Origin of the sequence: Patulibacter sp. SYSU D01012, assembly GCF_017916475.1 — a bacterium.
GTDB lineage: Bacteria > Actinomycetota > Thermoleophilia > Solirubrobacterales > Solirubrobacteraceae > Patulibacter.
Genome location: NZ_JAFMTB010000001.1, coordinates 1,443,822 through 1,465,786 on the forward strand (window position 1 = coordinate 1,443,822; position 21,965 = coordinate 1,465,786).

General features: G+C 77.4%; 15 protein-coding genes. 12 read left to right on the forward strand and 3 right to left on the reverse strand.

Translation table 11 applies throughout. The annotated features are described in order from the left end of the window. The first annotated feature begins 37 nt into the window (after positions 1-37). Together J3P29_RS06580 and lysA are read left to right on the forward strand one after the other, a co-directional pair. Positions 38-874 carry a hypothetical protein gene (locus J3P29_RS06580; protein WP_210492234.1) on the forward strand — a complete coding sequence of 279 codons (837 nt, stop codon included), beginning with the start codon at positions 38-40 and terminating at the stop codon, positions 872-874. A 26-nt stretch (positions 875-900) separates the two neighbouring features. Beyond that, complete coding sequence (lysA, locus tag J3P29_RS06585; RefSeq protein ID WP_210492235.1) at positions 901-2,202, forward strand: diaminopimelate decarboxylase; 1,302 nt, start codon at positions 901-903, stop codon at positions 2,200-2,202. A gap of 34 nt (positions 2,203-2,236) precedes the next feature. Here the strand turns inward: lysA and J3P29_RS06590 are convergent, their stop codons facing one another. Next, positions 2,237-2,884 carry an HAD-IA family hydrolase gene (locus tag J3P29_RS06590; protein ID WP_210492236.1) on the reverse strand — a complete coding sequence of 216 codons (648 nt, stop codon included), beginning with the start codon at positions 2,882-2,884 and terminating at the stop codon, positions 2,237-2,239. A 96-nt stretch (positions 2,885-2,980) separates the two neighbouring features. On the opposite strand from J3P29_RS06590, the gene J3P29_RS06595 reads away from it, so the two are divergent. From J3P29_RS06595 to J3P29_RS06620, 6 genes are all read left to right on the forward strand, one after another. Further along, positions 2,981-4,216 (forward strand): homoserine dehydrogenase, encoded by a 1,236-nt coding sequence (locus tag J3P29_RS06595; RefSeq protein ID WP_210492237.1) that lies wholly within the window; start codon positions 2,981-2,983, stop codon positions 4,214-4,216. An 80-nt stretch (positions 4,217-4,296) separates the two neighbouring features. Further along, complete coding sequence (thrC, locus tag J3P29_RS06600) at positions 4,297-5,325, forward strand: threonine synthase (RefSeq protein ID WP_210493010.1); 1,029 nt, start codon at positions 4,297-4,299, stop codon at positions 5,323-5,325. A gap of 47 nt (positions 5,326-5,372) precedes the next feature. Then, positions 5,373-6,236, forward strand: a complete 864-nt coding sequence (gene thrB / locus J3P29_RS06605; RefSeq protein WP_210492238.1) for a homoserine kinase — start codon at positions 5,373-5,375, stop codon at positions 6,234-6,236. Positions 6,237-6,304: 68 nt separating this feature from the next. Continuing rightward, on the forward strand, positions 6,305-6,571 hold the full coding sequence (locus J3P29_RS06610) for a hypothetical protein (RefSeq protein WP_210492239.1): 267 nt from the start codon (positions 6,305-6,307) through the stop codon (positions 6,569-6,571). A 107-nt stretch (positions 6,572-6,678) separates the two neighbouring features. After that, complete coding sequence (locus J3P29_RS06615) at positions 6,679-7,269, forward strand: SRPBCC family protein (protein ID WP_210492240.1); 591 nt, start codon at positions 6,679-6,681, stop codon at positions 7,267-7,269. A gap of 11 nt (positions 7,270-7,280) precedes the next feature. Beyond that, positions 7,281-7,973 (forward strand): hypothetical protein, encoded by a 693-nt coding sequence (locus J3P29_RS06620; RefSeq protein WP_210492242.1) that lies wholly within the window; start codon positions 7,281-7,283, stop codon positions 7,971-7,973. A 317-nt stretch (positions 7,974-8,290) separates the two neighbouring features. On the opposite strand, the gene J3P29_RS06625 is transcribed toward J3P29_RS06620, so the two are convergent. Next, on the reverse strand, positions 8,291-10,141 hold the full coding sequence (locus J3P29_RS06625) for a penicillin-binding transpeptidase domain-containing protein (protein ID WP_210492243.1): 1,851 nt from the start codon (positions 10,139-10,141) through the stop codon (positions 8,291-8,293). A 66-nt stretch (positions 10,142-10,207) separates the two neighbouring features. On the opposite strand from J3P29_RS06625, the gene J3P29_RS06630 reads away from it, so the two are divergent. The 4 genes from J3P29_RS06630 (at position 10,208) to J3P29_RS06645 (ending at position 20,737) form a co-directional block, all read left to right on the forward strand. Beyond that, on the forward strand, positions 10,208-11,374 hold the full coding sequence (locus J3P29_RS06630; RefSeq protein WP_210492244.1) for a MarP family serine protease: 1,167 nt from the start codon (positions 10,208-10,210) through the stop codon (positions 11,372-11,374). 84 nt (positions 11,375-11,458) lie between these two features. Further along, positions 11,459-13,804: a type IA DNA topoisomerase gene (locus J3P29_RS06635; protein WP_210492245.1), complete on the forward strand. Its 2,346-nt coding sequence runs from the start codon at positions 11,459-11,461 to the stop codon at positions 13,802-13,804. Positions 13,805-13,886: 82 nt separating this feature from the next. Further along, a complete protein-coding gene (locus J3P29_RS06640) occupies positions 13,887-16,943 on the forward strand; it encodes a PD-(D/E)XK nuclease family protein (RefSeq protein WP_210492247.1) in 3,057 nt (1,018 codons plus the stop codon). Continuing rightward, positions 16,940-20,737 (forward strand): UvrD-helicase domain-containing protein, encoded by a 3,798-nt coding sequence (locus J3P29_RS06645; RefSeq protein ID WP_210492248.1) that lies wholly within the window; start codon positions 16,940-16,942, stop codon positions 20,735-20,737. Before J3P29_RS06640 ends, J3P29_RS06645 begins: the two co-directional genes overlap by 4 nt. On the opposite strand, the gene J3P29_RS06650 is transcribed toward J3P29_RS06645, so the two are convergent. Next, a complete protein-coding gene (locus J3P29_RS06650) occupies positions 20,734-21,813 on the reverse strand; it encodes a YihY/virulence factor BrkB family protein (RefSeq protein ID WP_210492249.1) in 1,080 nt (359 codons plus the stop codon). The two genes, J3P29_RS06645 and J3P29_RS06650, sit on opposite strands and share 4 nt — an antisense overlap. Positions 21,814-21,965: the final 152 nt, after the last annotated feature.

Sequence of the window (21,965 nt, forward strand, 5' to 3'; positions counted from 1 at the left end):
GGCTGCGGCCGCGGGCCGGGCGTCCGATGATCCGCCCGTGCAGGCGAACCGCGTCACCCGCGTGCTGCGCCTGGCCGTGCCCGGCGCGGGCGTCGGCGCGCTGCCCGTCGTGGCGGCGATCGTCGCGGTGACCGGCGCCGCCGGCGCGCTCGGCGGCGCGGGCGTGGTCGGGCTGCCCACCGCCGACGGCGGTGAGCGGATCGTGATGGCCGGCCCCGGGGACGAGCGCAGGCCCTTTGGCCGGGACGCCCTCGCCGCGCCCGTGCGCGCGGCAGCGACCCAGACCCGGGACGCCGCGGACGCCGCCCCGGCCCGCGGCCGGCGCACCGCGTCCCGGACCACGACCGAGCGCCTGGCGGCCGGCCGCCAGGCCGCCGGCGTCACGGGCCGCGCCGGCCGTCGCGCGACCGCCGACGCGGCCCGGCGAGCCGGCGGGTCGGCGTCGTCCTCGCCGGCCGGTGGGCCGGCGCCGTCGGCGGCCCCCGCGGCCACCGGGTCGGCGACGAGCGGCGCCTCGCCGTCGGTCTCGGTCCCGTCGTCGACGCCGACGTCCGCCCCGAGCGGCGCGTCCGCCTCGGGCGGCTCGGGCGGCGGCCGCGGCCCGGCCGTCCCGGCGCGGCCGGCGGCCGCGGCCGCCGCGGCCGCGGCCGCGCAGGGCGCCGCGGGCGCGACCGGGACGGCGGTCCAGGGCACGACGGGCGCCGTCGGCGCCGCGGTTCAGGGGGCCACGGGCGCGGTCGCCGGCGCCGTCGGACGCGACACCCCGGCGGGGCAGGCCGTCACCGGCGTCGGGGCCGGCGTGGCCGACGCCGTCGCGGGCGTCGGCCACGCCGTCGACGGCGTCCTCGGCGCGCCGGGGCAGCGCCGCCCGTAGCGACGCGCTGGCATCATCCGCCGGCGATGGCCGCCGCCGATCCCCTCGCCGTCTACCCGCTCGGGTCCGCCTTCGACGAGGAGGGACGCCTCCTGCTCGGCGGCTGCCGCGCGACCGACCTGGCGCGCGAGCACGGCACGCCCGCCTACGTCGTCGTCGAGGACGACCTGCGCGCCCAGGCCCGCGCCTACCGCGAGGCGTTCGACCGTCACGCGCCCGGCTCGCACGTCTCGTTCGCCTCGAAGGCCAACCCGTGCACGGCGGTGCTGCGGGTCCTCGAGCAGGAGGGCCTCGGCTGCGACGTCGCCTCGGGCGGCGAGCTCGCGCTCGCGCTGCACGCCGGCTTCGCCCCGGACCGCATCCACGTGCACGGCAACGCCAAGTCGGAGGCGGAGCTGGCCGCGGCGGTCGAGGCCGGGGTGCGGCACGTCGTCCTGGACGGCCTGGACGAGATCGAGCGGCTCGCGCGCGTCGCGGCCGAGCGGGGGCGGGTCCAGCCCGTGCTCCTCCGCATCACGCCGGACGTCCGCGGCGACACCCACGACGGCATCTCCACGGGCCAGGCCGAGTCGAAGTTCGGGTTCGGGATGGACGACGCCCGCGTCGCGCTCGATCGCGTCCGCGGCCACGCCGGCCTGCGGCTCGATGGCCTGCACTTCCACGTCGGCTCCCAGCTGCTCGAGCTCGACGTCTTCCGCCGGGCCGTGCGGGCCGTCGCCCCGCTCATGGACGGGCTGGGCGAGCTCAACCTCGGCGGCGGCCTGGGGGTCGCCTACACCGCCGACCAGGTCGCGCAGCTGCCGTCCGTCGACGCGTACGTGCGGGAGAAGGTGGCGGCGGTGCGCGACCTGCTCGGCGACCGGGTGCGGATCGGCGACGAGCCCGGACGCTCGCTGGTCGGCCGCGCCGGCGTCACCCTCTACACGGTCCAGACCGTCAAGCGGAACGTCGTCACCTGGGTCGGGGTGGACGGCGGGATGGCCGACAACCTGCGCCCGATGCTCTACGGCGCCCGGTACGAGGCGCAGATCGCCGACCGCTTCGCGCCCCGCACCGCGGCGGACGGGACGCTCGTCCCCGGCGCCCACGCGCGCGTGACGGGCAAGCACTGCGAGTCGAGCGACGTCGTGGTCGCCGACGCCCTGCTCGACGCGCCGCGGGCGGGCGACGTCCTCGTCACGCCGGTGACCGGGGCGTACGGGTACGCGATGAGCAACACGTACAACGGCGTGCCCCGCCCGCCCGTGGTCTTCGTCGGCGGCGGCCGCTCGCGCGTCGTCGTCCGCCGCGAGCGCGTCGACGAGCTGTGGGCCCGCGACGTGGACTGAGCCGCCGATCCTCGCGCCGGTCCTCGCGCTCGTCCTAGCTGCGGTCCTCGCCGCCCGACGGCAGGCCGGCGAGGAACGCGGCGACGTCGTCGACGATCTCGTCGGCGTCGGCCAGCTCGGCGTCCGGGTGCGACGTGCGGACCGCGACGACGTGCATGCCGGCCGCGCGCCCCGCGGCCACGCCGGCGGGGGCGTCCTCGAGCACGACGCACTCCTCGGGCGGCACGCCGAGCTCGCGCGCGGCGAGCAGGTACGGGTCCGGGTCGGGCTTGACGCGCTCGGTGCGCTCGGCGGTGACGATCCGCGCGGGCAGCGGCAGGCGCGCGGCGAACAGGCGCGCCCGCGCCAGGGGAGCGGTGCACGACGTGACGACGACCACGGGCGGCAGCCCGGCGGGCGCGTCGGCCGCGCCGGCCGCTGCGGCGAGCAGCTCCCGCGCGCCGGGCAGCGCCACGACGCCGTCCAGGTCCTCGACCTCGCGCCGCTCCAGCTCGCGGGCCTCGGCGGCGGCGTCCAGGTGCGGCGCGAGCATGGCGACGACCTGCCGCGACGGGATGCCGTGGGGGTGGCCGCCGGGCGGCGGGGTGATCCCGCGCTCGCGCATCCAGCCGCCCCAGACGCGCATGACCGCCGGGGTGGAGTCCACGAGGGTGCCGTCGAGGTCGGAGAGGATGGCGCGCATGACCTGCAGCGTGCCACGCCGGCGCCCGTCGTGGCCGGGTGGACGACCGGCCACGACGCCCACCCGCAGGCGCGGCCCGTGCGATGATCCGCGCCGATGACGCCGGACGCTCCCGCCCCGTTCCGCGTCGGCCTGCTCGGCCACGGCACCGTCGGCTCGTCCGTCGCGGAGCTGCTGCCCGAGCGCGCCGACGCGATCGCCCACGTGACGGGGCTGCGCCCCGAGATCGCCGGCGTGCTCACGCGCAGCCGCGGCGACTTCGACGCGATCCTCGCCGGCAGCGACCTGATCGTCGAGGTCATGGGCGGGATCGAGCCCGCGCGCGACTACGTCGTCCGTGCGCTGCGCGCCGGCAAGCACGTCGTCACGGCGAACAAGCAGCTGCTGGCCGAGCACGGCGAGGAGCTGTGGGGCCTGGCCCGCGAGAACCGCGTCCAGCTGCGCTTCGAGGCCGCCGTCGCCGGCGTCGTGCCGGTGATCCGCGTGCTGCAGGAGTCGCTGACCGGTCAGCACGTCGAGCGCCTGCACGGGATCGTCAACGGCACGACCAACTTCATCCTCACGCAGATGGCCGCCACGGGCGCCTCGTACGAGGAGGCGCTCGCCGAGGCGCAGCGCCTGGGCTACGCCGAGGCCGACCCGACGGACGACGTCACCGGCAAGGACGCCGCGGCGAAGATGGCGATCCTGGCGCGCCTGGCGTTCGACACGCCGGTGCACCTGTCCGACGTCCCGTACGAGGGCATCGCGCACCTGACGACCGAGGACATCGAGTACGCCCGCGACCTGGGCCTGTCGCTGCGCCTGATCGGCACCGCCGAGCGCATCGGCGACGAGCTCGCCGTCCGGGTGCACCCCGCGTTCCTCTACGCCGGCCACCCGCTCGCGGCCGTCGACGGCGCCTTCAACGCCGTGACGATCGAGTCGCCGGCGATCACCGAGATCACGCTGTCGGGCCCGGGCGCCGGCGGCTCGCAGACCGCGACCGCGGTCGTCGGCGACGTCATCTCGGCGATGATCCCGCCGGCCCAGACGCCCGACACCCGGCACCGCCTGGGCTTCGTCCGCGACGTCGCGTCGAGCTTCTACCTGCACGTCGAGGTCGCCGACCGGCCCGGCGTGCTCGCGCAGATCGCCCAGGTCCTCGGCCTGCAGGGCGTCTCCGTCAAGAGCGTCGTCCAGAAGGGGACCGGCACCGGCGCCCGCCTGGTGCTCGTCGTCCACCCCGTCCTGGAGTCGCGCTTCTACGGCGCCGTGCAGATGATCGCGTCGAAGGACTTCGTCACCGCGCCGCCGCGCGCCATCCGCGTCGTCGAGGAGCTCGGGGCATGAGCGCCGGCCAGGACGCCCTGACCCCGCCGAGCGGCCGGGGCGCCGGGCACCGCCTGACGGGCCCCGACTCGGTCCGCCGGATGGGCCTGATCGAGCGGTACATGGACCGCCTGCCGTTCGCGCCCGGCGACCCCGTCGTCTCGCTCAACGAGGGCTCGACCCCGCTCGTCCTCGCCCCGCGCCTGTCCGAGCGCGTCGGCGCCGAGGTGCATCTGAAGTACGAGGGCCTGAACCCCACGGGCTCGTTCAAGGACCGCGGCATGACGTGCGCCGTCTCCGCCGCCGTGCGCGACGGCGCCGAGGCCGTCATCTGCGCCTCGACGGGCAACACGGCCGCCGCCCTGGCCGCCTACTCCGCGCGCGCCGGCATCCGCGGCGTCGTGCTCGTGCCGGACGGCAAGATCGCCGCGGGCAAGCTCGCCCAGGCGCTCATGCACGGCGCCCAGGTCGTCGCGCTGCGCGGCAACTTCGACGAGGCGCTGCGCCTCGTCCGCGAGATCACCCAGACGCACCCGATCGCGCTCGTCAACTCGGTCAACGACTTCCGGATCGAGGGCCAGAAGACCGCCGCCTTCGAGCTGATGGAGGACCTGGACGGGCGCCTCGACGCGCTCTGCATCCCCGTCGGCAACGCCGGCAACATCACGGCCTACTGGAAGGGCTTCCGCGAGCTGCACGAGGAGGACCCGTCCGTCGCGCTCCCGGCGATGCACGGCTTCCAGGCCCGGGGCGCCAACCCGCTCGTGCGCGGCGAGGCCGTGGCGGCGCCGGAGACCGTCGCGTCCGCGATCCGCATCGGCAACCCGGCGCGGTGGGAGGAGGCGATGGCCGCGATGACGGGGTCGGGCGGCAAGGTCGCCGACGTCACCGACGAGGAGATCCTCGACGCCTACCGCTTCCTCGCCCGCGAGGAGGGCGTGTTCTGCGAGCCGGCGTCCGCGACGTCGGTCGCCGGGCTGCTGAAGCACGGCGCCGGGGACGCGGAGCGCATCGCCTGCGTGCTCACCGGTCACGGCCTGAAGGACCCCCAGACGGCGCTCGACGAGTCGCCGCCGGTGATCCCGTGCGACCCGACGCTCGAGACGCTCGAGCGGGTCCTCCTCGGCTGACCGGGGGAGGACTGCGGCTCCCGGGCGTTGGGTAAGGTCGGCGGGGAATGGGCCGCACCGTCTCCGTCTCCGTCCCCGCGTCGAGCGCCAACCTCGGGCCGGGGTTCGACTGCATGGCCGCGGCCCTCGGGCTGTGGCTGCACGTCGAGGTGGAGGAGACCGGCACCTTCGCCGTCGAGCACGACCTGCCGTTGCCGGCCGACCGCGACAACGCGATCGTGCAGGCCTTCGAGCGGCTGCGGCCCGCGGAGGGCCTGACCTTCCGGGTGCGCACCGAGATCCCGCTCGCGGGCGGCCTGGGCTCGAGCGCCACGGCGATCGTGGCGGGCCTGGCCGCCGCCGCCGCGCTCGACGGCGGATCGACCGAGCCGGACGCCCTGCTGCCGCTGGCGGTCGACCTGGAGGGGCATCCCGACAACGTCACCGCGGCGCTCTACGGCGGCTTCGTGCTGACCGACGGGTCCTGGACCGTGCGCATCCCGCCCCCGCCGGGGCTCGAGGCCGTCTTCGTCGTGCCCCACGACGCCGTCCGCACCGCCGCCGCCCGCGCCGTCCTGCCGCACCACGTGCCGCTGGAGGACGCGACGGCCAACGTCGCCTGGGCGTCGGCGCTCGCCGTCGGGCTCGAGCGCGGCGACCTGGACATCGTGGGCCACAGCCTGCGCGACCTGCTGCACCAGCCGCACCGGGCGGCGCTGTTCCCCCGCTCGGCCGAGCTCGTGGACGACGCGGCCGAGCTGGGCGCCATCGGCGCGACGGTGTCGGGCGCGGGCCCCACGGTGATGCTGTGGACTCGGTCGGCCGACGCGCACGCGGTCCTCGCCGCCGCGCAGGACCGCTGCGCCGCGTGGGCCACCGTCCTGCACGCACCGTTCGCCGGCGAGGGCGTGCGCGTGACCGTCGCCGCCTGAGCGTCGGGACGCCCGGAGCGGCGCGGCGGGAAGGAGCCGCCGGGCGGGCGGCGAAGCGGGGCCCTGTGATGCGCCGCCAGACCCTCTCCGAAGCCGATCTCGAGCGCCACCTGCTCCGCCGCACGGTGTCCGAGCTGCACGCCGAGCGGCTGCGCTGCGACCGCTGCAAGCGCACGCCGCTGGTCGGCGAGGTCGTCTACCGCTACGCGAAGGGCCGGACGATGTGCGCCCTCTGCCGGCCCGCGCGGCGCGAGATGCCCGTCGAGATCCTGCCCGTGCGCCACGGCGAGGAGATCCGGGCCCAGCGCTTGACGCCGAAGCGCGCCGACGCCTGACGCGCGGCCTCGACCGTCCGTCCGCCCGCACGGCGCGGGGGAGGGGCCCGGACGCACGCGCCCGGCACGGCCGCGCCGGGGCGTGCGGGGCGGGCTACACTGGCCGGGTGGATCCGGTGCGGGAGTCGATCACCATCGAGCGGCCGCGCGAGGAGGTGTTCGCCTATCTCGCCGACGTCGCCAACCACCGCGAGTTCCTCGCCGGCCGGTTCGAGGACTGGCGCCTGACCCGCGAGGACTCCATCGGGCAGGGGGCCGGGGCGCGCTTCCACCTGAAGCTGCCCTTCAACCGCTTCTCGTACTACGACTACACCTTCACCGAGGTCGACGCGCCGTTCCGGATCGCGTTCGTCGGCCGCGGCGGCAAGTACGCCCGCACGATGTTCCTCGGCGAGATCACGGTGGTGCAGGACGACCCGCACGCCGTGACGGTCGCGTGGAGCATGGAGTCCGACCCGGGCCTGCTCTCCGACAGCATCATGGAGACCGTCGGCGGCATGCACGGCGCCGTGCGTCGCTCGCTCCGCAAGGGCCTGCGCACCCTCCGGGCGATCCTCGAGGACGGCGCCGAGGGCGCCGGTCGGGTCAGCATCGCCGGCGGGGCCCGCAAGCCCGCCTCCAACTTCCGCCTGGATCCGCGGCTCGCCGACGAGGCCCCGGCCGCGGGCGCGCACGCGGTCGCCGGTCGGCTCGACTAGACTGCGCGGCCATGCGTCAGCGGCTCATCCCTCTCCTGGCCGTCGCGTTGGCGACCACCGGACTCACGGCCTGCGGCTCGAAGGAAGACGTTCCCACCCACGCGGAGACCGAGGCGGTCTTCGTGAGCGTCGGCCCGAAGAACGGCCCATACGTGAAGTACCAGGTCCAGGTCTCGCGCCAGCTCAACCCGGGCGACTTCCAGAACCCCGCCGCCCGCGGCGACCAGGCGAAGGTCGACCCGGAGGACTCCGAGTACCTCCGCGGCCTGCCGGCCCAGGCGCTCGCGCTGAAGAAGAACCCGCAGAACCCGCTGGACGACCAGGTCTACTTCGGCGTCTTCATCTCGGCCTACAACGACAACAAGCAGCCGCTCCGCTCGGCCGCGCTGTCGGGCTTCGAGATCCACGACTCGCTGTTCGTCGAGGGCGCGCCGAACGCGGAGGAGCACGTCTTCCGGCCCGTCTCCGGCCCGGACCCGACGAACCCGCCGAACCCGTTCCTGTACCGCCAGGCGATCATTCCCGGCGCGGTCGGCACCGGCAGCGGCGTCCAGCCCCTGCCGAACAGCCCGGCCGGCTCGAGCACCACGGCCGCCGAGCTGCTGCTGTTCAAGATCCCGCAGTCCTCGCTGGAGAACCGCCCCCTCGAGCTCGAGATCACGGGCCCGACCGGCGGCAAGGCCTCCATCGACCTGGACGTCTGAGCCACGGCCGCGCCCGCGGCCGTCGCGACGCAGCTTCCCCGAGCGGGGCGCCACCGGCGCCCCGTTCGTCGTTCCGGGAGCGGTGCCGGGTCGAGCGGGCCTGGCGCGGCCGCCGCTCGGACCCGGGCCACGGCCGGGGGCGGGGACCGGCGCGTCCGTGGGGCCGCGCGCGCGGCGCGGCCCCCGGCCGCGGCGGCCGTGGGCGCGGACGACGGCCGGCCCCGCCGTGCGTCGCCGCTCCGCGCGTGCCGGGGCGATCGGGCCGGCTGCCGGACCGGAGGGCGCGGTCGGCGGGGCCGCCCGTGCGCGGCCCGCGCTCAGTCGTCGAGCGCGGCGGTCAGGACCTTGCGGGCCACGGGGGCGGCCGTCGCGCCGCCCTGGAAGTTCCGCGCACGGAGCACGCCGACCGCGATCGGATCGCCGCCGCCCTTGACGGCGTAGGCGGCCATCCAGGCCGTCGTCGACTTGCCGTCGGCGTTGCCGCAGGCCGACGGCGGCTCGGGCGCCTCCGTCACGGCGTCGGGCTGCTGCGCCTCGGCCTGCTGCTCCTCCTGGGCGTCGCAGGCGTCGCCCTGGGTGCTGGCGAGCTCCGCGGTCCCGGTCTTGCCCGCGGTCGTCACGCCGGAGAGCGGCACGCGCGCGTCCTCGCCCGTGCCGTCGCGCACGACCGCCGTCATGAGCTGGCGCATGTCGCTCGCGACGGACCGGTCGAGGACCTTCCGGCTCTTCGCGCGCGCGTTCGTGCGGACGAAGGAGAGCGCGGGCTGGCGGCCGCCGTTGGCGACCGTCGCGGTCATGAGCGCCACCTGGAGGGCCGTCGCCTGGACCCGGCCCTGCCCGATCGCGGACGCGGCGGCCTCGCCGATGCCGTTCATCTCGGCCGCCTCGGGGATCGTGCTGATCTGGGCGCCGGGCACCCCGTCGGGCCGGCGGTTGAAGCCGAACGCCTCGGCCATCTCGACGAGCCGCTTCGCGCCGAGCTTCGCGCCCAGGGGGACGAAGACCGAGTTGCAGGAGTGGGCGAAGGACTCGACGAGCGAGCCTCCGCAGACCTCGCCGTTGGAGTTCTCGATGCCGAAGCCCTTGGCCTCCGTCTCGCGCGGGTACTGCGTGGTGGTCTTCGCCACCCCGTCCTGCAGCGCCGCGGCCGCCGTCACGATCTTCATCGTCGAGCCGGGCGGCTGGAGCGCGCTCCACGCGCTGCCCTGGAAGCCGAGGACCTCGCCGGTGCGGGCGTTGACGACGAGCGTGCCGGTGGCGTCCGGGGCGTCGCTCTGCGCCTCGACGGCCGCCTTCACGACAGCCAGGTCGATCGAGCTGCGCACGGCTGGCGCCTTCCGCGGCCGCACGCGCGCGAGGACGCGGTCCCCGGCGCGCAGCGTCCCGCCGGGCCGCCCGACCAGCTGCGGGTTGAGGATGCGCTCCAGGCCCGAGACGCCCACCTTGGCGTCCGCGGGCACGCCCAGGCGGCGCAGGGCGGCGCGGTCCTCCTCGGTGGCGGTGCCGAGGGACCCGACGACCTGGCTCGCGAGGTTGGGGACGCTCGACGTGCGGTCGGCCCCCTCCGCCAGCGGCGTGCCGTCGCGGGCCAGGATGTCGGCGCGGGCGGGCATCTCGGTCGTGCGGGTGACCGTCTCGCCCTCGCGCAGGCCGGGCAGCGCCATCCGTCGCGACCAGCGCACCCGGGCGTCGCCGCCGTCGCCGTCGAGCGGCACGTCGACGGTGCCGCGCAGGCGGCCGAACAGGCGCGTGCGCGCCACCACGGGCACGCTGAAGCCGTCGTCGGTGCGGCGGGGCCGGCCGGCGTCGACCGCGATGACCGTCGCCGTGTCGAGCGTCTGCCGGTTGATCGCCGCGAAGCGCGCGGCGTCGGTGCGGGACCGGGCGGCGGCGTCGATCGCGGCGTACATCCCGGCGAAGTCCCGCTGCTCCCAGGCCCGGACGTAGCGGTCGACGAGGTCGCTCTCCGCGCGGCGGCTGGCCCGCGCGTCGAGCACGAGGTAGCCGCCGATCCCGAGGACGAGCGCCAGCACGAGCGCGGCGGGCACGAGCGGGCCGCGGCCCAGCGGCCCCCGGCGACGACCGCGGCCGCCGCCGCGGCCCGGCGCGGCCGGACGGAGCGCGCCCGTCCGGCGCTGCGGAGGGCGTCGACGTCCCGGGGCCGGCATCTCCCGCCAGTGTACCCGCGCGTGCGCGGCGGCACCCCCGGGCGGCCGGGTAGCCTGCCGGGACGGATGACGACGCTCGACTGGGTCCTCGTGGCGGTGCTGGTGCTCGCGGCCGCGGGCGGCACCACCCAGGGGTTCCTCGCGTCCGCGTTCGGCTTCGTGGGCTTCATGGGCGGCGCGCTCGTCGGCGCGCGGCTCGGTCCCCTCGTGCTGTCGGAGGGCGAGCGCAACGTCAACGCGCCGGTCGCCGCCGTGTTCGGCGCGGTGCTGCTCGGCGTCCTGCTCGGCACCGCGCTGCAACGGCTCGGCGACCGCGTCCGCCGCCTGCTGCGCGGCCCCGGGCTGGGCGTGGGCCGCGCGCTCGACGGCGCGCTGGGCGCGCTCTTCACCGCCGCGCTCGTGGTCCTCGCCGCCTGGTTCGTCTCGGCCATGGTCCTGCAGACGCCGGGCGTGCCCGGGTCGTGGCGCGCCCAGGTGCGGGAGTCGTCCGTGCTCCGCCAGCTGCGCCGCACGCTCCCGCCGGCCGACGACGCGCTCGCGCTGCTGGCGCGGTTCGACCCGCTGCCGGGCTTCGCGGGGCCGAGCGCGGCCGTCGACCCGCCGGACCCGCGGATCCTGGCGATGCCCGGCGTGCGGACGGGGCGGCGCGGCGTCGTGCGGGTCGAGGGCTCGGCGTGCGGCGTCGGCGTCGTCGGCACGGGCTGGGTCGCGGAGGACGGGCTCGTGGTGACGAACCAGCACGTGGTGGCGGGGGAGGAGGACACGACGGTGACCGCGGCGGTGGGCGGCCAACGGGTCACGGCCGAGCCGGTGTACGTGGACCGCGACCAGGACCTGGCGATCCTCGCCGCGCCCGACCTGTCCCTGCAGCCGCTCACCTACGTGGACGCGCCCGAGGTGGGCTCGTCCGCGGCGATCCTCGGCTACCCGCTCGCGGGGCCGTTCAAGGCTCGCGCTGCGCGGATCGGCGACGCCCAGACGGTGACGGGCCAGGACGCCTACGGCCACGGGCCGATCCGCCGGCGCGTGCTCCCGTTCCGCGGCCTCGTCCAGCAGGGCAACAGCGGCGGTCCGCTCGTCGACCGGCGGGGGCGGGTGGTCGGGACGGTCTTCGCCTCGTCGACCCGGGCCGACCAGCGCCGCGGCTACGCGGTGCCGAACGACGTGCTCCGCGACGCGCTCGCGCAGGCGGACCCCTCCGTGCGCGTGGACCCCGGGCCCTGCAGCCACTGACGGCACGGGTTCGGCACGGGTCGCGCACCGTCTCGGCACGGGCCGCGGTCGGCCCGGGGGCGGCGTCCCGCTACGCTCCGGCCCGTGGGCAAGACGCTGGTCATCGCCGAGAAGCCGTCCGTCGGGCGGGATCTCGCCAAGGTCCTCCCGGGCTCGTTCCAGGTGGGCAAGCCCACGGGCGAGCGGAACGCGCGCTGGATGGAGGGCGACGAGCACGTCATCACGTGGGCGGTCGGCCACCTCGTGCAGCTCGCCGAGCCGGACGCGTACGACAAGAAGTTCAAGCGCTGGAAGATGGAGGACCTGCCCATCGTCCCGAGCGAGTTCAAGCTCGTGGAGCGCGACGACCAGTCGAAGAAGCAGATGGCGGTCATCAAGAACCTCCTGCGCCGCGACGACGTCACCGAGGTCATCAACGCCTGCGACGCCGGCCGCGAGGGCGAGCTGATCTTCCGCTGGATCTTCGACGCGGCGGGCGGCCGGCAGCCCGTCCGCCGTCTGTGGCTCTCGTCCATGACCGAGACCGCGATGCGCCGCGCGCTCGGCGAGCTGCGGTCGCCCGACGAGGTCGAGCTGCTCGGCGAGGCCGCGCAGTCGCGGTCCGAGGCGGATTGGCTCGTCGGCATGAACGCCACGCGCGCCGCGACGATCCGCCTGCGCTCCAGCTTCGACGGCGCCGTCTCGCTCGGTCGCGTGCAGACGCCGACGCTGGCGATCCTCGCCCGTCGCGAGGAGGAGATCGCCGCCTTCGTCCCCGAGCCGTACTGGCTCGTCGACGCGCGCTTCGAGGCCGCGCCCGCCGACGGGAAGTCGCGCGCGTACACCGGGCGCCTGTACCAGGGCACGGAGCCCCGGCTGAAGACGGCCGAGGAGGCCGAGGCGATCGCCGCGGCGCTGAACGCCTCCCCCCGCCCCACCGGCACCATCACGAAGCTCGAGAAGGCGCGGCGCAAGGAGCGCGCGCCGATGCTCTACGACCTCACGTCGCTGCAGCGCGAGGCGGGCTCGCGCTTCGGCTTCACCGCCCGCCGCACGCTCGCGGCGGCGCAGCGCTGCTACGAGGAGCACAAGGCGCTGACGTACCCGCGTACGAGCTCGCGCTACCTGACGACGGACATGATCCCCGAGATCCGGCCGACGGCCGGGCAGGTCGGGTCGCGGCCGGAGTACCGCGAGGCCGCCCGTTACGTGCAGGGGCTCGAGAAGCTGCCGCTCGGCCGGGTCGTCAACGACGAGAAGGTCGCCGACCACCACGCGATCATCCCGACGAACGCGAAGCACGTCCTCGACAAGATGAGCGACGACGACCGGCGGATCTACGACATGGTCGTGCGCCGGTTCCTCGCGGTCTTCCACCCCGAGGCGGAGTTCGAGAACACCCGCATCGAGACGACCGTCGAGACCCCGGGCGCGCCCGAGATCGCCAAGGGTCCGCACGTCTTCCGCACCCGGGGTCGCGTGCTGCTCGTGCCCGGCTGGCGCGGCGTCTACGGCGAGCTCGAGGAAGGCTCGGCGTCCGACGACGACGAGGGCGCGACGCAGACGCTGCCGAAGCTCGAGCAGGGCGAGGCCGCGGACGTCCGGAGGGCGACGTCCGAGGAGAAGGTCACGAAGCCGCCGCGCCGCTACAGCGACGCGTCGCTGCTCGGGGCGATGGAGACCGCCGGCCAGCTCGTCGAGGACGACGAGGCGCGCGAGGCCATGAAGGACGCCGGCATCGGCACGCCGGCCACCCGCGCGGCGATCATCGAGCGCCTCATCGACGTCGGCTACGTCGAGCGCGACGGCCGCGCCCTGATCGTCACCGAGAAGGGCCTCAACGTCATCCGCCTGCTCGACGGGCACCAGCTCACCTCGCCGTCGCTGACGGGCGACTGGGAGCACCGCCTGGCGAAGATCGAGTCCGGCGAGGAGACGCGCCGCGCCTTCATGGACGCGATCGCGCGCTTCGCGAAGGAGACCGTCGAGGAGCTGGACGCGAAGCTCAAGGACGTCCGCATCCAGCGGGCGACCCTGGGCCCGTGCCCGGTCTGCGGCCGCGAGATCAGCGAGAACCGCAAGGGCTTCTCGTGCTGGTCGAAGGACGACCCGGGCTGCGGCTTCGTGATCTGGAAGGCGAAGGCGGGCAAGACGCTCGCCCCCGCGGTCGCCAAGGAGCTGATCAAGACCGGCCGCACGGCGAAGCAGGTCACGGGCTTCAAGAGCCGCGCGGGCCGCAGCTTCCGCGCCCGCCTGGCGCTGCACCAGACCGAGGACGGCAAGTGGCGCGTCGAGTTCGACGAGCCGTGGGCGCAGGAGGGCGCGCGGGCGCCGTCGGCCGAGGAGGTCGAGGCCGCCGAGGCGGCGACCGCGGCCGCGACCGGCGAGGCCGCCGTGGCCGTCGCCGGCGAGGCGCCCGCGGCGGCGGGCGACTCCGACCGGGCCGCCTGATCCGCCCGCCGGGGGAGGACGGGCCGTCCCCCGGCCGCAAGCGGGCGTGCACGCCGTCCGGCGCTCCTGCGACGGTCCAGGGGTGACGCTCCAGCTGGTCACGGGCCCGACGAACGCCGCCAAGGCGGGCGTCGTGCTGGGCCTCGTGCGGGAGTGGTCCCGGGCCGGCGCCGGCGGGCGCGCCCCGATCCTCGTCGTCCCGACGGGCCCCGACGCGGACCGCTACCGCCGCGAGCTCCTCGCGGTGTGCGGGGGCGCGGCCCTCGGCGTGCAGGTCGGGACGTTCGGCCGCCTGCTCGACGCCGCGCGCCGGGCGGCCGGCGTCCCCGCGCGCACCCTCGGGCCGCTCGCCCGCGACCGCATGCTCGCCGTCGCGTTGCGCGGCGTCGCGGCCGGGCGGCCGCTCGCGGGCACCGCCGGGCGCCCGGGCGTGCGCCGGCGGCTGGCGGGGCTGCTCGAGGAGCTCGCCGAGCGGGGGTTCACCCCCGCCGAGCTGACCGCCGCGCTCGAGGCGCTCGATGCGGCCGAGCACGGCGTGGACCGTCAGCTCGTCGAGGACCTCGGCACGGTGCTCGGGGCCGTCGCCGCGCGGCTGGACGGCCTCGCCGCCGCCGCGGACGGCCCGCTCCCCACGCCCGGCGCGCAGGCGCTCGCCACGCGGCGCGCGCTGGCGGCCGACCCGGCCCGGTGGGGCGGCCGGCCCGTGGCCTTCTACGGCTTCGACGACCTGACGTTCGGCCAGACCGCGCTCGTCCGCGTGCTGGCCCGCGTCGCCGACGTCGTGGTCTCGCTGCCGTACGAGGACGGCCGGGTGGCGACGGCGGCCCGGCGCCCGGTCGTCGACGAGCTGCGGGCCGTCGCGGCGGAGTCGGCGGGCGGCGCGGGGTCCACCGGGCTGCTGCCGCTGCGGCCGGGCGACGCCGTCCTGGACGGGGCGGCGGTCGTCGCGGTCGACCGGCACGAGGTGCGGCTGGCCCGGCCGGACGCCGCCGGCGGCCGTGGCCGCCTGGAGCGCGGGCTGTTCGAGCCGCCGGAGGGGCCGGCGCCGCCCGCCGCCGGCGACGAGGACCGACCGCCGCTCGACGACGTCGTGCTGGTCGAGGGCGGCAGCCCCCGGAGCGAGGCCGAGGCGCTGGTCGACGAGCTGCTCCGTGCCGCCGGCGAGCTCGACCTGGAGTGGCACGACCTCGCGGTCGCCGTGCGCGAGGCCGCCGGGCCGACCGGCGCCCGCCTCGAGCGCGAGCTGACCGCCCGCGGCGTGCCGGTCGCCCGTCCGCGCGAGCTGCCGGCGCGCCGGACGGCGGTCGGCGCCGCTGTCGCGGCCCTCGCGCGCCTGGCGGTCGGCACCGCGACGCCCGACGACGTCGTCCTCGTCCTGCGCGCCGGCGCCACGCGCGTGGGGCTCGACGTCGTCGACCGCTTCGCCATCGAGCTGCGCCGCGAGGGGATCACCGAGGCCCGCGACGCGTGGCGGCGGGCTGCCCGGCACAGCCCCACGCTGGAGGGCCTGGACCTCCTGGCCACGGTGCGCCTGGACCACGGGACGCCCACGACGCCCGCGCTCGCCGAGCGGCTGACCGGCGCGTTGCCGGCGCTCGAGGAGCTGCTGGTCACCACGACGGTGCCGGCGCCCCGCGACCCCGAGCGTCGCGCCCTCCGCCGCATCGGCGAGCACCTGCGGGCCGTCGACGCGCTCGACGAGGCCGACCCGGCGCTGGTGCCGACCCCGGAGGAGCTGGCCGACGAGCTCGCCGAGCTCCCGGTGCCGGTCGGCGAGCCCCCGGGCCCCGGCCGGCTCGAGATCGCGGCGCCCGGCGCGCTGCGCGGCCGCCAGGTCGCGGTGCTGGCCCTGGCGGACCTGCGCGAGCAGGCGTTCCCGGCCCCCGACCCCGTCGACCCGCTCGTCGACCGCGACGCCCGCGACGTGCTCGCGCGCGCCGGCGGGGTGCGGCTGACCGTGCCGGTCGAGCGCCTGGCCGCCGAGCGGACGCTGTTCCTCGAGCTCGTGGCGCGGCCGACGCGCCGGCTGCTGCTCTCGCGGGCCGTCGCCGGGCCCTCCGGCGAGGCCGAGCCGCCGGCGCCGTTCCTGGCCGACGTGCTCGCCACGCTGCACCCCGACCGGCCGCGCGTCGTCGCCCGCGGCGCCTCGCGGGTCCGGCCGGCCGCGCGTCGCCCGGTGGCGACGCCGGCCCCCTTCGGCGCCGCGCTGGACGACGCCGGCCGCGAGACCGTCCGCCGCGTCCTGCTCGAGCGCGACCGCTTCGCCGTGCGCGAGGTCGAGCGGCTCGCGCGCTGCCCCGTCTGCTGGGTCGTCGAGCACCTGGCGCGGGCGGACGACGACGAGCCGACGTCCGTGCCGCAGATCCACGGCACGCTCGTCCACGCGGTGCTGGACCGGGCGCTCGCCGCCACCGTGCGCGACGGCGAGCCGTACGGCGCCCACGACCCCGAGGAGCTGGTGGCGGCCGGCCGGCGCGCGCTCGCCGAGCTCGGTCCGGCGGCGGTGGCCGGCCTGCCGACGCACCGGGCACGCGTGCTGCTGCGGCGCGTCGACGTGGGCGTCGCCGCCGTGCTCCGCGCGCTGCCGCAGCGCTACGACCGCGCGACCCTGCGGGCGACCGAGGTCGTCGTCGACGCGCCGGGCGACGTGCCGCCGGTCGACCTGGGGGACGGGGCGCTCGCGATCGGCCGCATCGACCGGCTGGACCGCGTCGACCTGCCGGACGGGCGGACGGGGCTGGGCGTCGTCGACTACAAGCTCGGGACCGGCGGCGCCGTCGCGTGCGGGCGCTGGCCCGCGACGGGGACCCTGCAGGCGGCGCTGTACCTGGCCGCGGCGACCGCGGACGGCGGCGCGCCGCCCGCCTACGCCCTGTACCAGCCGACGTCGCCCGTGTCCGGCTTCGACCCCGGCGCGCGGCCGCCCGCGGGCGTCGAGCTGCGGGGCGTGCTGAACGGCCGCGCCGGCGGTCCGAAGACGCCGGAGGAGGTCGCGGCGATCGTCGAGGACGCGCACGCCCGCGCCGCCGCCGCGGTCGCGGGGCTGCGCGCCGGCGACGTCACCCCTCGTCCCGAGACGTCGGTCCACGGCGACCTCGGCGAGTGCGACCACCCCGCGATCGCGCGGCTCCTCCCGTGACCCTGCCCGACCACCCCGCGCTCTCCGCGTCCCCCGTCGACCGGTCGCTCCTCTACACCGAGGACGGCCGGCTGCGCCGCGGCCTGCCCGAGCCCGACGGCGGCGGGGCCGTGTTCTCCGCGCGGCAGGCCGCGGCGATCGCGCGGCAGGGAGAGACGCTGGTGTCGGCCGGGGCGGGCGCGGGCAAGACCAGCGTGCTCGTCGAGCGCTACCTGCGGCTGCTCGAGGCGGACGACGAGCTGTCGACCTCGTCCGTCCTCGCCATCACGTTCACCGACAAGGCGGCGGCCGAGATGCGGGAGCGCGTGCGGGCGCGGCTCCAGGCGCTCGTCGGCGGACGGATCGACCTGCCGGAGCGGTGGCGCCTGGAGGACGCGTGGATCGGCACCTTCCACGGCATCGCCCAGCGGCTCCTGCGGCGCTACGCGCTGGCCGCCGGCATCGATCCCGACGCCGAGGTGGCCGACGAGGGCCGCGCGACCGAGCTGCGGCACGCCGCCTTCGAGCGCGCGGTGACGGCGTGGCTGGACGACCCGCTCGCCGCGCGCGGCGGCACCCCGCCGCCGGCGGCCGACGACGCGCTGCCCGCCGACGGCCACGCCGCCCTGGAGCTGGCGGCCTCGTCCGGGCTCGAGGCGCTTCGCGACGACACCCTGGGGCTGCTCGCCCTGCGGCGCACCCAGGGCCGCGATCCGGCCACCGTCCGCGGGCCCGCGCTGCCGGCGCCGCCGCGGCCCGACGACGCCGCCCGCGCCGCGGCCCGGGCGCTGCGTGCCGCCGCGGCGCCCGCGGCGGAGGAGGCGCGGGAGACGCTCGCGGCGGGCAAGGCCACGGCCGCGGGCCAGCGCGCGCTCGACCTGGTCCACGACACCGTAGCCGACGTCGCCGTCCACACCGGCACCGACGACGATCCGGTGCTCCCCCCGCTCGCCGTCCTGGCGACGTGGGCGCTGCCGACGAAGCAGCCGAAGGTCGGGAAGGGCCCCGCGGTGGGCGCGCTGCGCGACGCGCTCGCGGCCGCCCGCGACGTGGCCCGTGCGCGGGAGCTGGCGCCGCGCGGCGAGCGCGAGCTGCGGCTGCGCGAGGCGCTGCTCGTCGCGACGGCCCGCGAGTACCGGCGGGCGAAGCACGCGCGTTCCGTCGTCGACTTCGACGACCTGCTCCTGGCCCTGCTGGGCCTGCTGCGGCGGCGACCCGACATCGCGGACCGCCTGCGACGCCGCTTCCGCCAGGTGCTCGTCGACGAGTACCAGGACACCAACCCGGTGCAGCTCGAGCTCGTGCAGCGGCTGTCGGACCCCGCCGCGCGGTTCCAGGTCGGGGACCGCCTGCAGGCGATCTACGGCTTTCGTCACGCGACCGTGCAGGGCTTCGACGACGCCGCCGCGAGCGCCAAGCGCGTGGGAGGCCGGCTGGCGCTCGACGAGACGTTCCGCTGCCCGTCCGACGTGCTCGTGCTCGCCAATCGCCTCGGCGCCCCGGCCCACGACGGGTATCAGCCGCTCGTCGGCGGCCACGACCGGCCGCCGGCCGACGCCCGCGCCGCCCCGGCGGTCGAGGTGCACGTGCTCGCTGACGGCGCCGAGCGCCCGGCCGCGGCGGGCGGCGAGGACCCGGCCGGGGGCGACGGCGACCCCGTCGCGGCGGGCGAGCCGGAGTACGTCGCCGCGCTCGTCGAGCAGCTCGTCCACGACGGCCGCCGCGCCGACGAGATCGCGATCCTCGTGCGCCGCACCGCCCCGGTGCCGGCCCTGGAGCGCGCGCTGCTCGAGCGCGGGATCGACGCGGTCCCGGTCGTGGCGACGCCGCTGCTGCGCACCCTAGAGGCCCGCGAGCTCGAGGCCTGGCTGCGCGCGGTCGCCAACCCCTACGACGACGTCGCCCTGCTCGGGGCGCTGCGGCTGCCGACCGGCGGCGTCGACGCGGACGCGCTCGTCCCGCTCGCGGCCGAGCACGCCGCCGCCGTGGAGGCCGCCCGCGAGCGGCGCGAGCCGCGTCCCGCCCTGTGGGACACGCTGCGCACGCTCACCGGATCGGCCGCGCTCGCCCACGAGCCGACGGTCGCGATGACGGACGACGCGCGGGACGATCTGGAGCTGCAGACCGTCCTGCTCGTCCGCCACCGCGGCCTCGCGCGGCGGCTGGGCCCCGCGGCGCTGCTCGCGCAGGTCCGGGCGGACGACGGCTACCGGGCGTCCGTCCTGGCGCGCCCCGGCGGCGCGCGCCGCTGGGCGACCGTCGAGGCGGTCGTCGACTGGGTCGAGGAGCAGGAGGCCGCGGGCGACGACCTGGCCGGCGTGCTGCGCCGCATGACGACGGACCGCGACGGCCCGGACGCGCCGGTGCTCACGGACGGCGAGGCCGTGCGGATCACGACGGTGCATCGCTCGAAGGGCCTGGAGTGGCCCGTGGTCGTCCTGTGCGACCTCGGCGCCCGGATCAACGCCGACCGGCCGGGGCTGCTCGTCGATCCCGACCCGCACAGCGACCGGGTGGGCCTGCGCGTGGCCGCGGCGGGCGAGACGGTGCGTCTCTGGGACTACGACGCCCTCGCCGGCACGGCCGACCGCGCGCAGGCCCAGGAGGAGCGCCGGCTGATGCACGTCGCGGTCACCCGGGCCAAGGAGCGGCTGGTGCTCTGCGGCTCGTGGCCCGTCGCCTGCGAGGGATCCGGCGTGGACCGCACGCCCACGGACCGCCTGGACGACGCGAAGGCCGTCGGGCTCGAGCCCGACGGCCACGACGCGGCGCCCCGCACGCCGACCCTGCGCTGGACGCTGCCGTCGCTGGCCCCGCCCGAGGCGTGGCCGCGCGTGGGCGAGGAGCGCACCGTCGAGATCACCGACCCGACGGGCGCGGTGCCCGGGACCGCCGCGCTGCGGCTGCTCGTCGTCGACCCCGCCGTCGCCGTCGCCCCGGCCGCGGGCGAGCCGACCGTGACGCGCGTCGCCCGCGACCCCGGGCCGCCCGCCGACGCCGGCGCGCCCGGGGGCGGGCCGCACCGGCCGGCCGCGCCGCCGGCCCTGCCGCTCCCGAGTCCGGTGAGCTACAGCGCGCTGGCGGCGCGGCTCGGGCTCGAGGTGGACGCCGCCGACGCGGGGCGCGAGGCCCGGGCCGCCGCCGTCGAGGCCGAGGAGGAGGAGCCGGAGGGCGCGGTCCCGCCGCCCGCCCGCCCGTCGCTCTTCTCGACCGCGGCGCTCGACGGTCGCACCCGCGGCGTCGTCGTCCACGGGCTGCTCGAGGCGCGCCTGTGCGCCCCCGGTGCCGCGCCGCTGCCGCCCGCCACCGCGGCCGACGTGCGCGCCGTCCTGGCCGAGGAGGCGCCCGAGCTGGGGGCGGTCGACGACCACGACGCCGCGGCCCTGATCGCCCTCGCGGCGCGGCTCGAGGCCACGCCGCTGGCCCGACGCGCGCGCACGACCGACCCCGCGCGCCGCCACGTCGAGCGGCCGTTCCTCTTCGACCCGGGCGCCGGGCGACCGCTCGTCCAGGGCGTCGTGGACCTGTGGCTCGAGGCCGCGGACGGGGCCGTCGCGATCGCGGACTGGAAGACGAACCGCCTGGCGGGGCGGAGCCCGCGAGGCGTCGTCGAGCACGACTACGCCCTGCAGCGGGACGTCTACGCCCTCGCCGCGCTCCTGGCGGGCGCGCCGACGGTCGAGGTGACGTTCGTCTTCGCCGAGGCGCCGGACGATCCGGTGAGCCGGGTCTTCGGCGCCGCGGACCGGGACGCGCTCCGGGCCCGGGTCGGCGCCGAGATCGACCGCGCCGCCGCCGTCGTGCCGCGGGACTAGGCCCCGCGGTCGCCCGCGGCGCGCGGCTCGTCCGGCGCGGCGCGGCGCGGCGCGCGGGGCGCGGCGTCGGACGCCTCGGCGGGGTCCGTCGCGCCGTCCTCGTCGTCGTCCAGCACGGGCGGAACCCCGGCGCCCATCGCCGCCGGCGGGCCCTCGCCCCGCACCAGCCGGGTGCGCGCCACCTCGGCCTCGACCTCCGCGCCGAACAGGAACGCGGCGGCGGAGAGCCACAGCCAGAAGAGCAGGACGATCGCGCCGCCCAGCGCGCCGTACGCGCTGCCGAACCCGGCGATCCGGACGTAGAGCGCGAAGACGACCGTGGCCAGCAGCCACGCGATGAGGGCCGTGAGCGCGCCCGGGGCCAGCAGCCGCAGGCTGTTCTCGTGCAGGTCGGGCGCCCGGGCGTAGATGATCCCGATGCCCAGGAGCAGCGCCAGCAGCCCGATCGGGATGCGCAGGATCTGCCAGACGATCGGGGCGTCGCCCAGCCCGAGCCAGCCGAAGACGTCGTCGGCGACGCCGCCGCCCAGCACGAAGAGGAGCGCCGCGACGGCCATCAGGCCGATGACGAGCAGGGCGGTCAGGACGTCGGCGAGCTTGTGGCGGACGAAGCTGCGCGTCTCCGGCACGTGGTGGACGACGTTGAGCGCCCGCCCGGCCGCGGAGAACGCGCCGGACGCCCCGTTGATCGCCAGGACCACCGAGATCACGAGCGTGATGCTGGCGCCGCCCTTCGCCTGGTCGAGGGCGGTCTGGACGAGCCCGCGGACCGCGTCGGCGCTCTGGCTGGCGGTCGAGCTGGACGTCCGGTCGCTGACGACGTCGGCGAACTGGTCCGCGATCGTCGACGGCAGGGAGCTGGCCCCGAGGAGCGTCAGCAGCGCGGCGGCGACGAGCAGGACCGGGACCAGCGCCCGGATCGAGTTGTAGGCCAGGGTGCCGGCCCAGTCCTGCATGCCCTGGGCCTGGAACTGCCGGAAGGCGCGGATCGCGATGCCCCGCCAGGACCCGGGCGGCAGCGCCTCGTCCCGCAGCGGGCGGAGTCGGGGTGGGCGTCGTTCCTCCGGCGCGGCCATGCCCGGATCATGTACCCCGGGGCGGCGGCGCCAACCGTCCCGAGCCCGTGCGTTTTCCCCGTTCGCACGGGCTGCATGCGGCGAGTCGTAGGGATCCGGGGTGCACCGGTGTAGAATTCCCGGTCCCCCGGGGTGCACTGTGGCGTGCCCGG

Excerpts from the sequence above, each read along its gene's own strand:
- J3P29_RS06595 (WP_210492237.1), top strand. The coding sequence starts at position 2,981 with ATGACGCCGGACGCTCCCGCCCCGTTCCGCGTCGGCCTGCTCGGCCAC.
- J3P29_RS06630 (WP_210492244.1), top strand. The coding sequence starts at position 10,208 with ATGACGACGCTCGACTGGGTCCTCGTGGCGGTGCTGGTGCTCGCGGCC.
- thrB (WP_210492238.1), top strand. The coding sequence starts at position 5,373 with ATGGGCCGCACCGTCTCCGTCTCCGTCCCCGCGTCGAGCGCCAACCTC.
- lysA (WP_210492235.1), top strand. The coding sequence starts at position 901 with ATGGCCGCCGCCGATCCCCTCGCCGTCTACCCGCTCGGGTCCGCCTTC.
- J3P29_RS06610 (WP_210492239.1), top strand. The coding sequence starts at position 6,305 with ATGCGCCGCCAGACCCTCTCCGAAGCCGATCTCGAGCGCCACCTGCTC.
- J3P29_RS06650 (WP_210492249.1), bottom strand. The coding sequence starts at position 21,813 with ATGGCCGCGCCGGAGGAACGACGCCCACCCCGACTCCGCCCGCTGCGG.
- J3P29_RS06625 (WP_210492243.1), bottom strand. The coding sequence starts at position 10,141 with ATGCCGGCCCCGGGACGTCGACGCCCTCCGCAGCGCCGGACGGGCGCG.
- J3P29_RS06590 (WP_210492236.1), bottom strand. The coding sequence starts at position 2,884 with ATGCGCGCCATCCTCTCCGACCTCGACGGCACCCTCGTGGACTCCACC.
- J3P29_RS06620 (WP_210492242.1), top strand. The coding sequence starts at position 7,281 with ATGCGTCAGCGGCTCATCCCTCTCCTGGCCGTCGCGTTGGCGACCACC.
- thrC (WP_210493010.1), top strand. The coding sequence starts at position 4,297 with ATGGGCCTGATCGAGCGGTACATGGACCGCCTGCCGTTCGCGCCCGGC.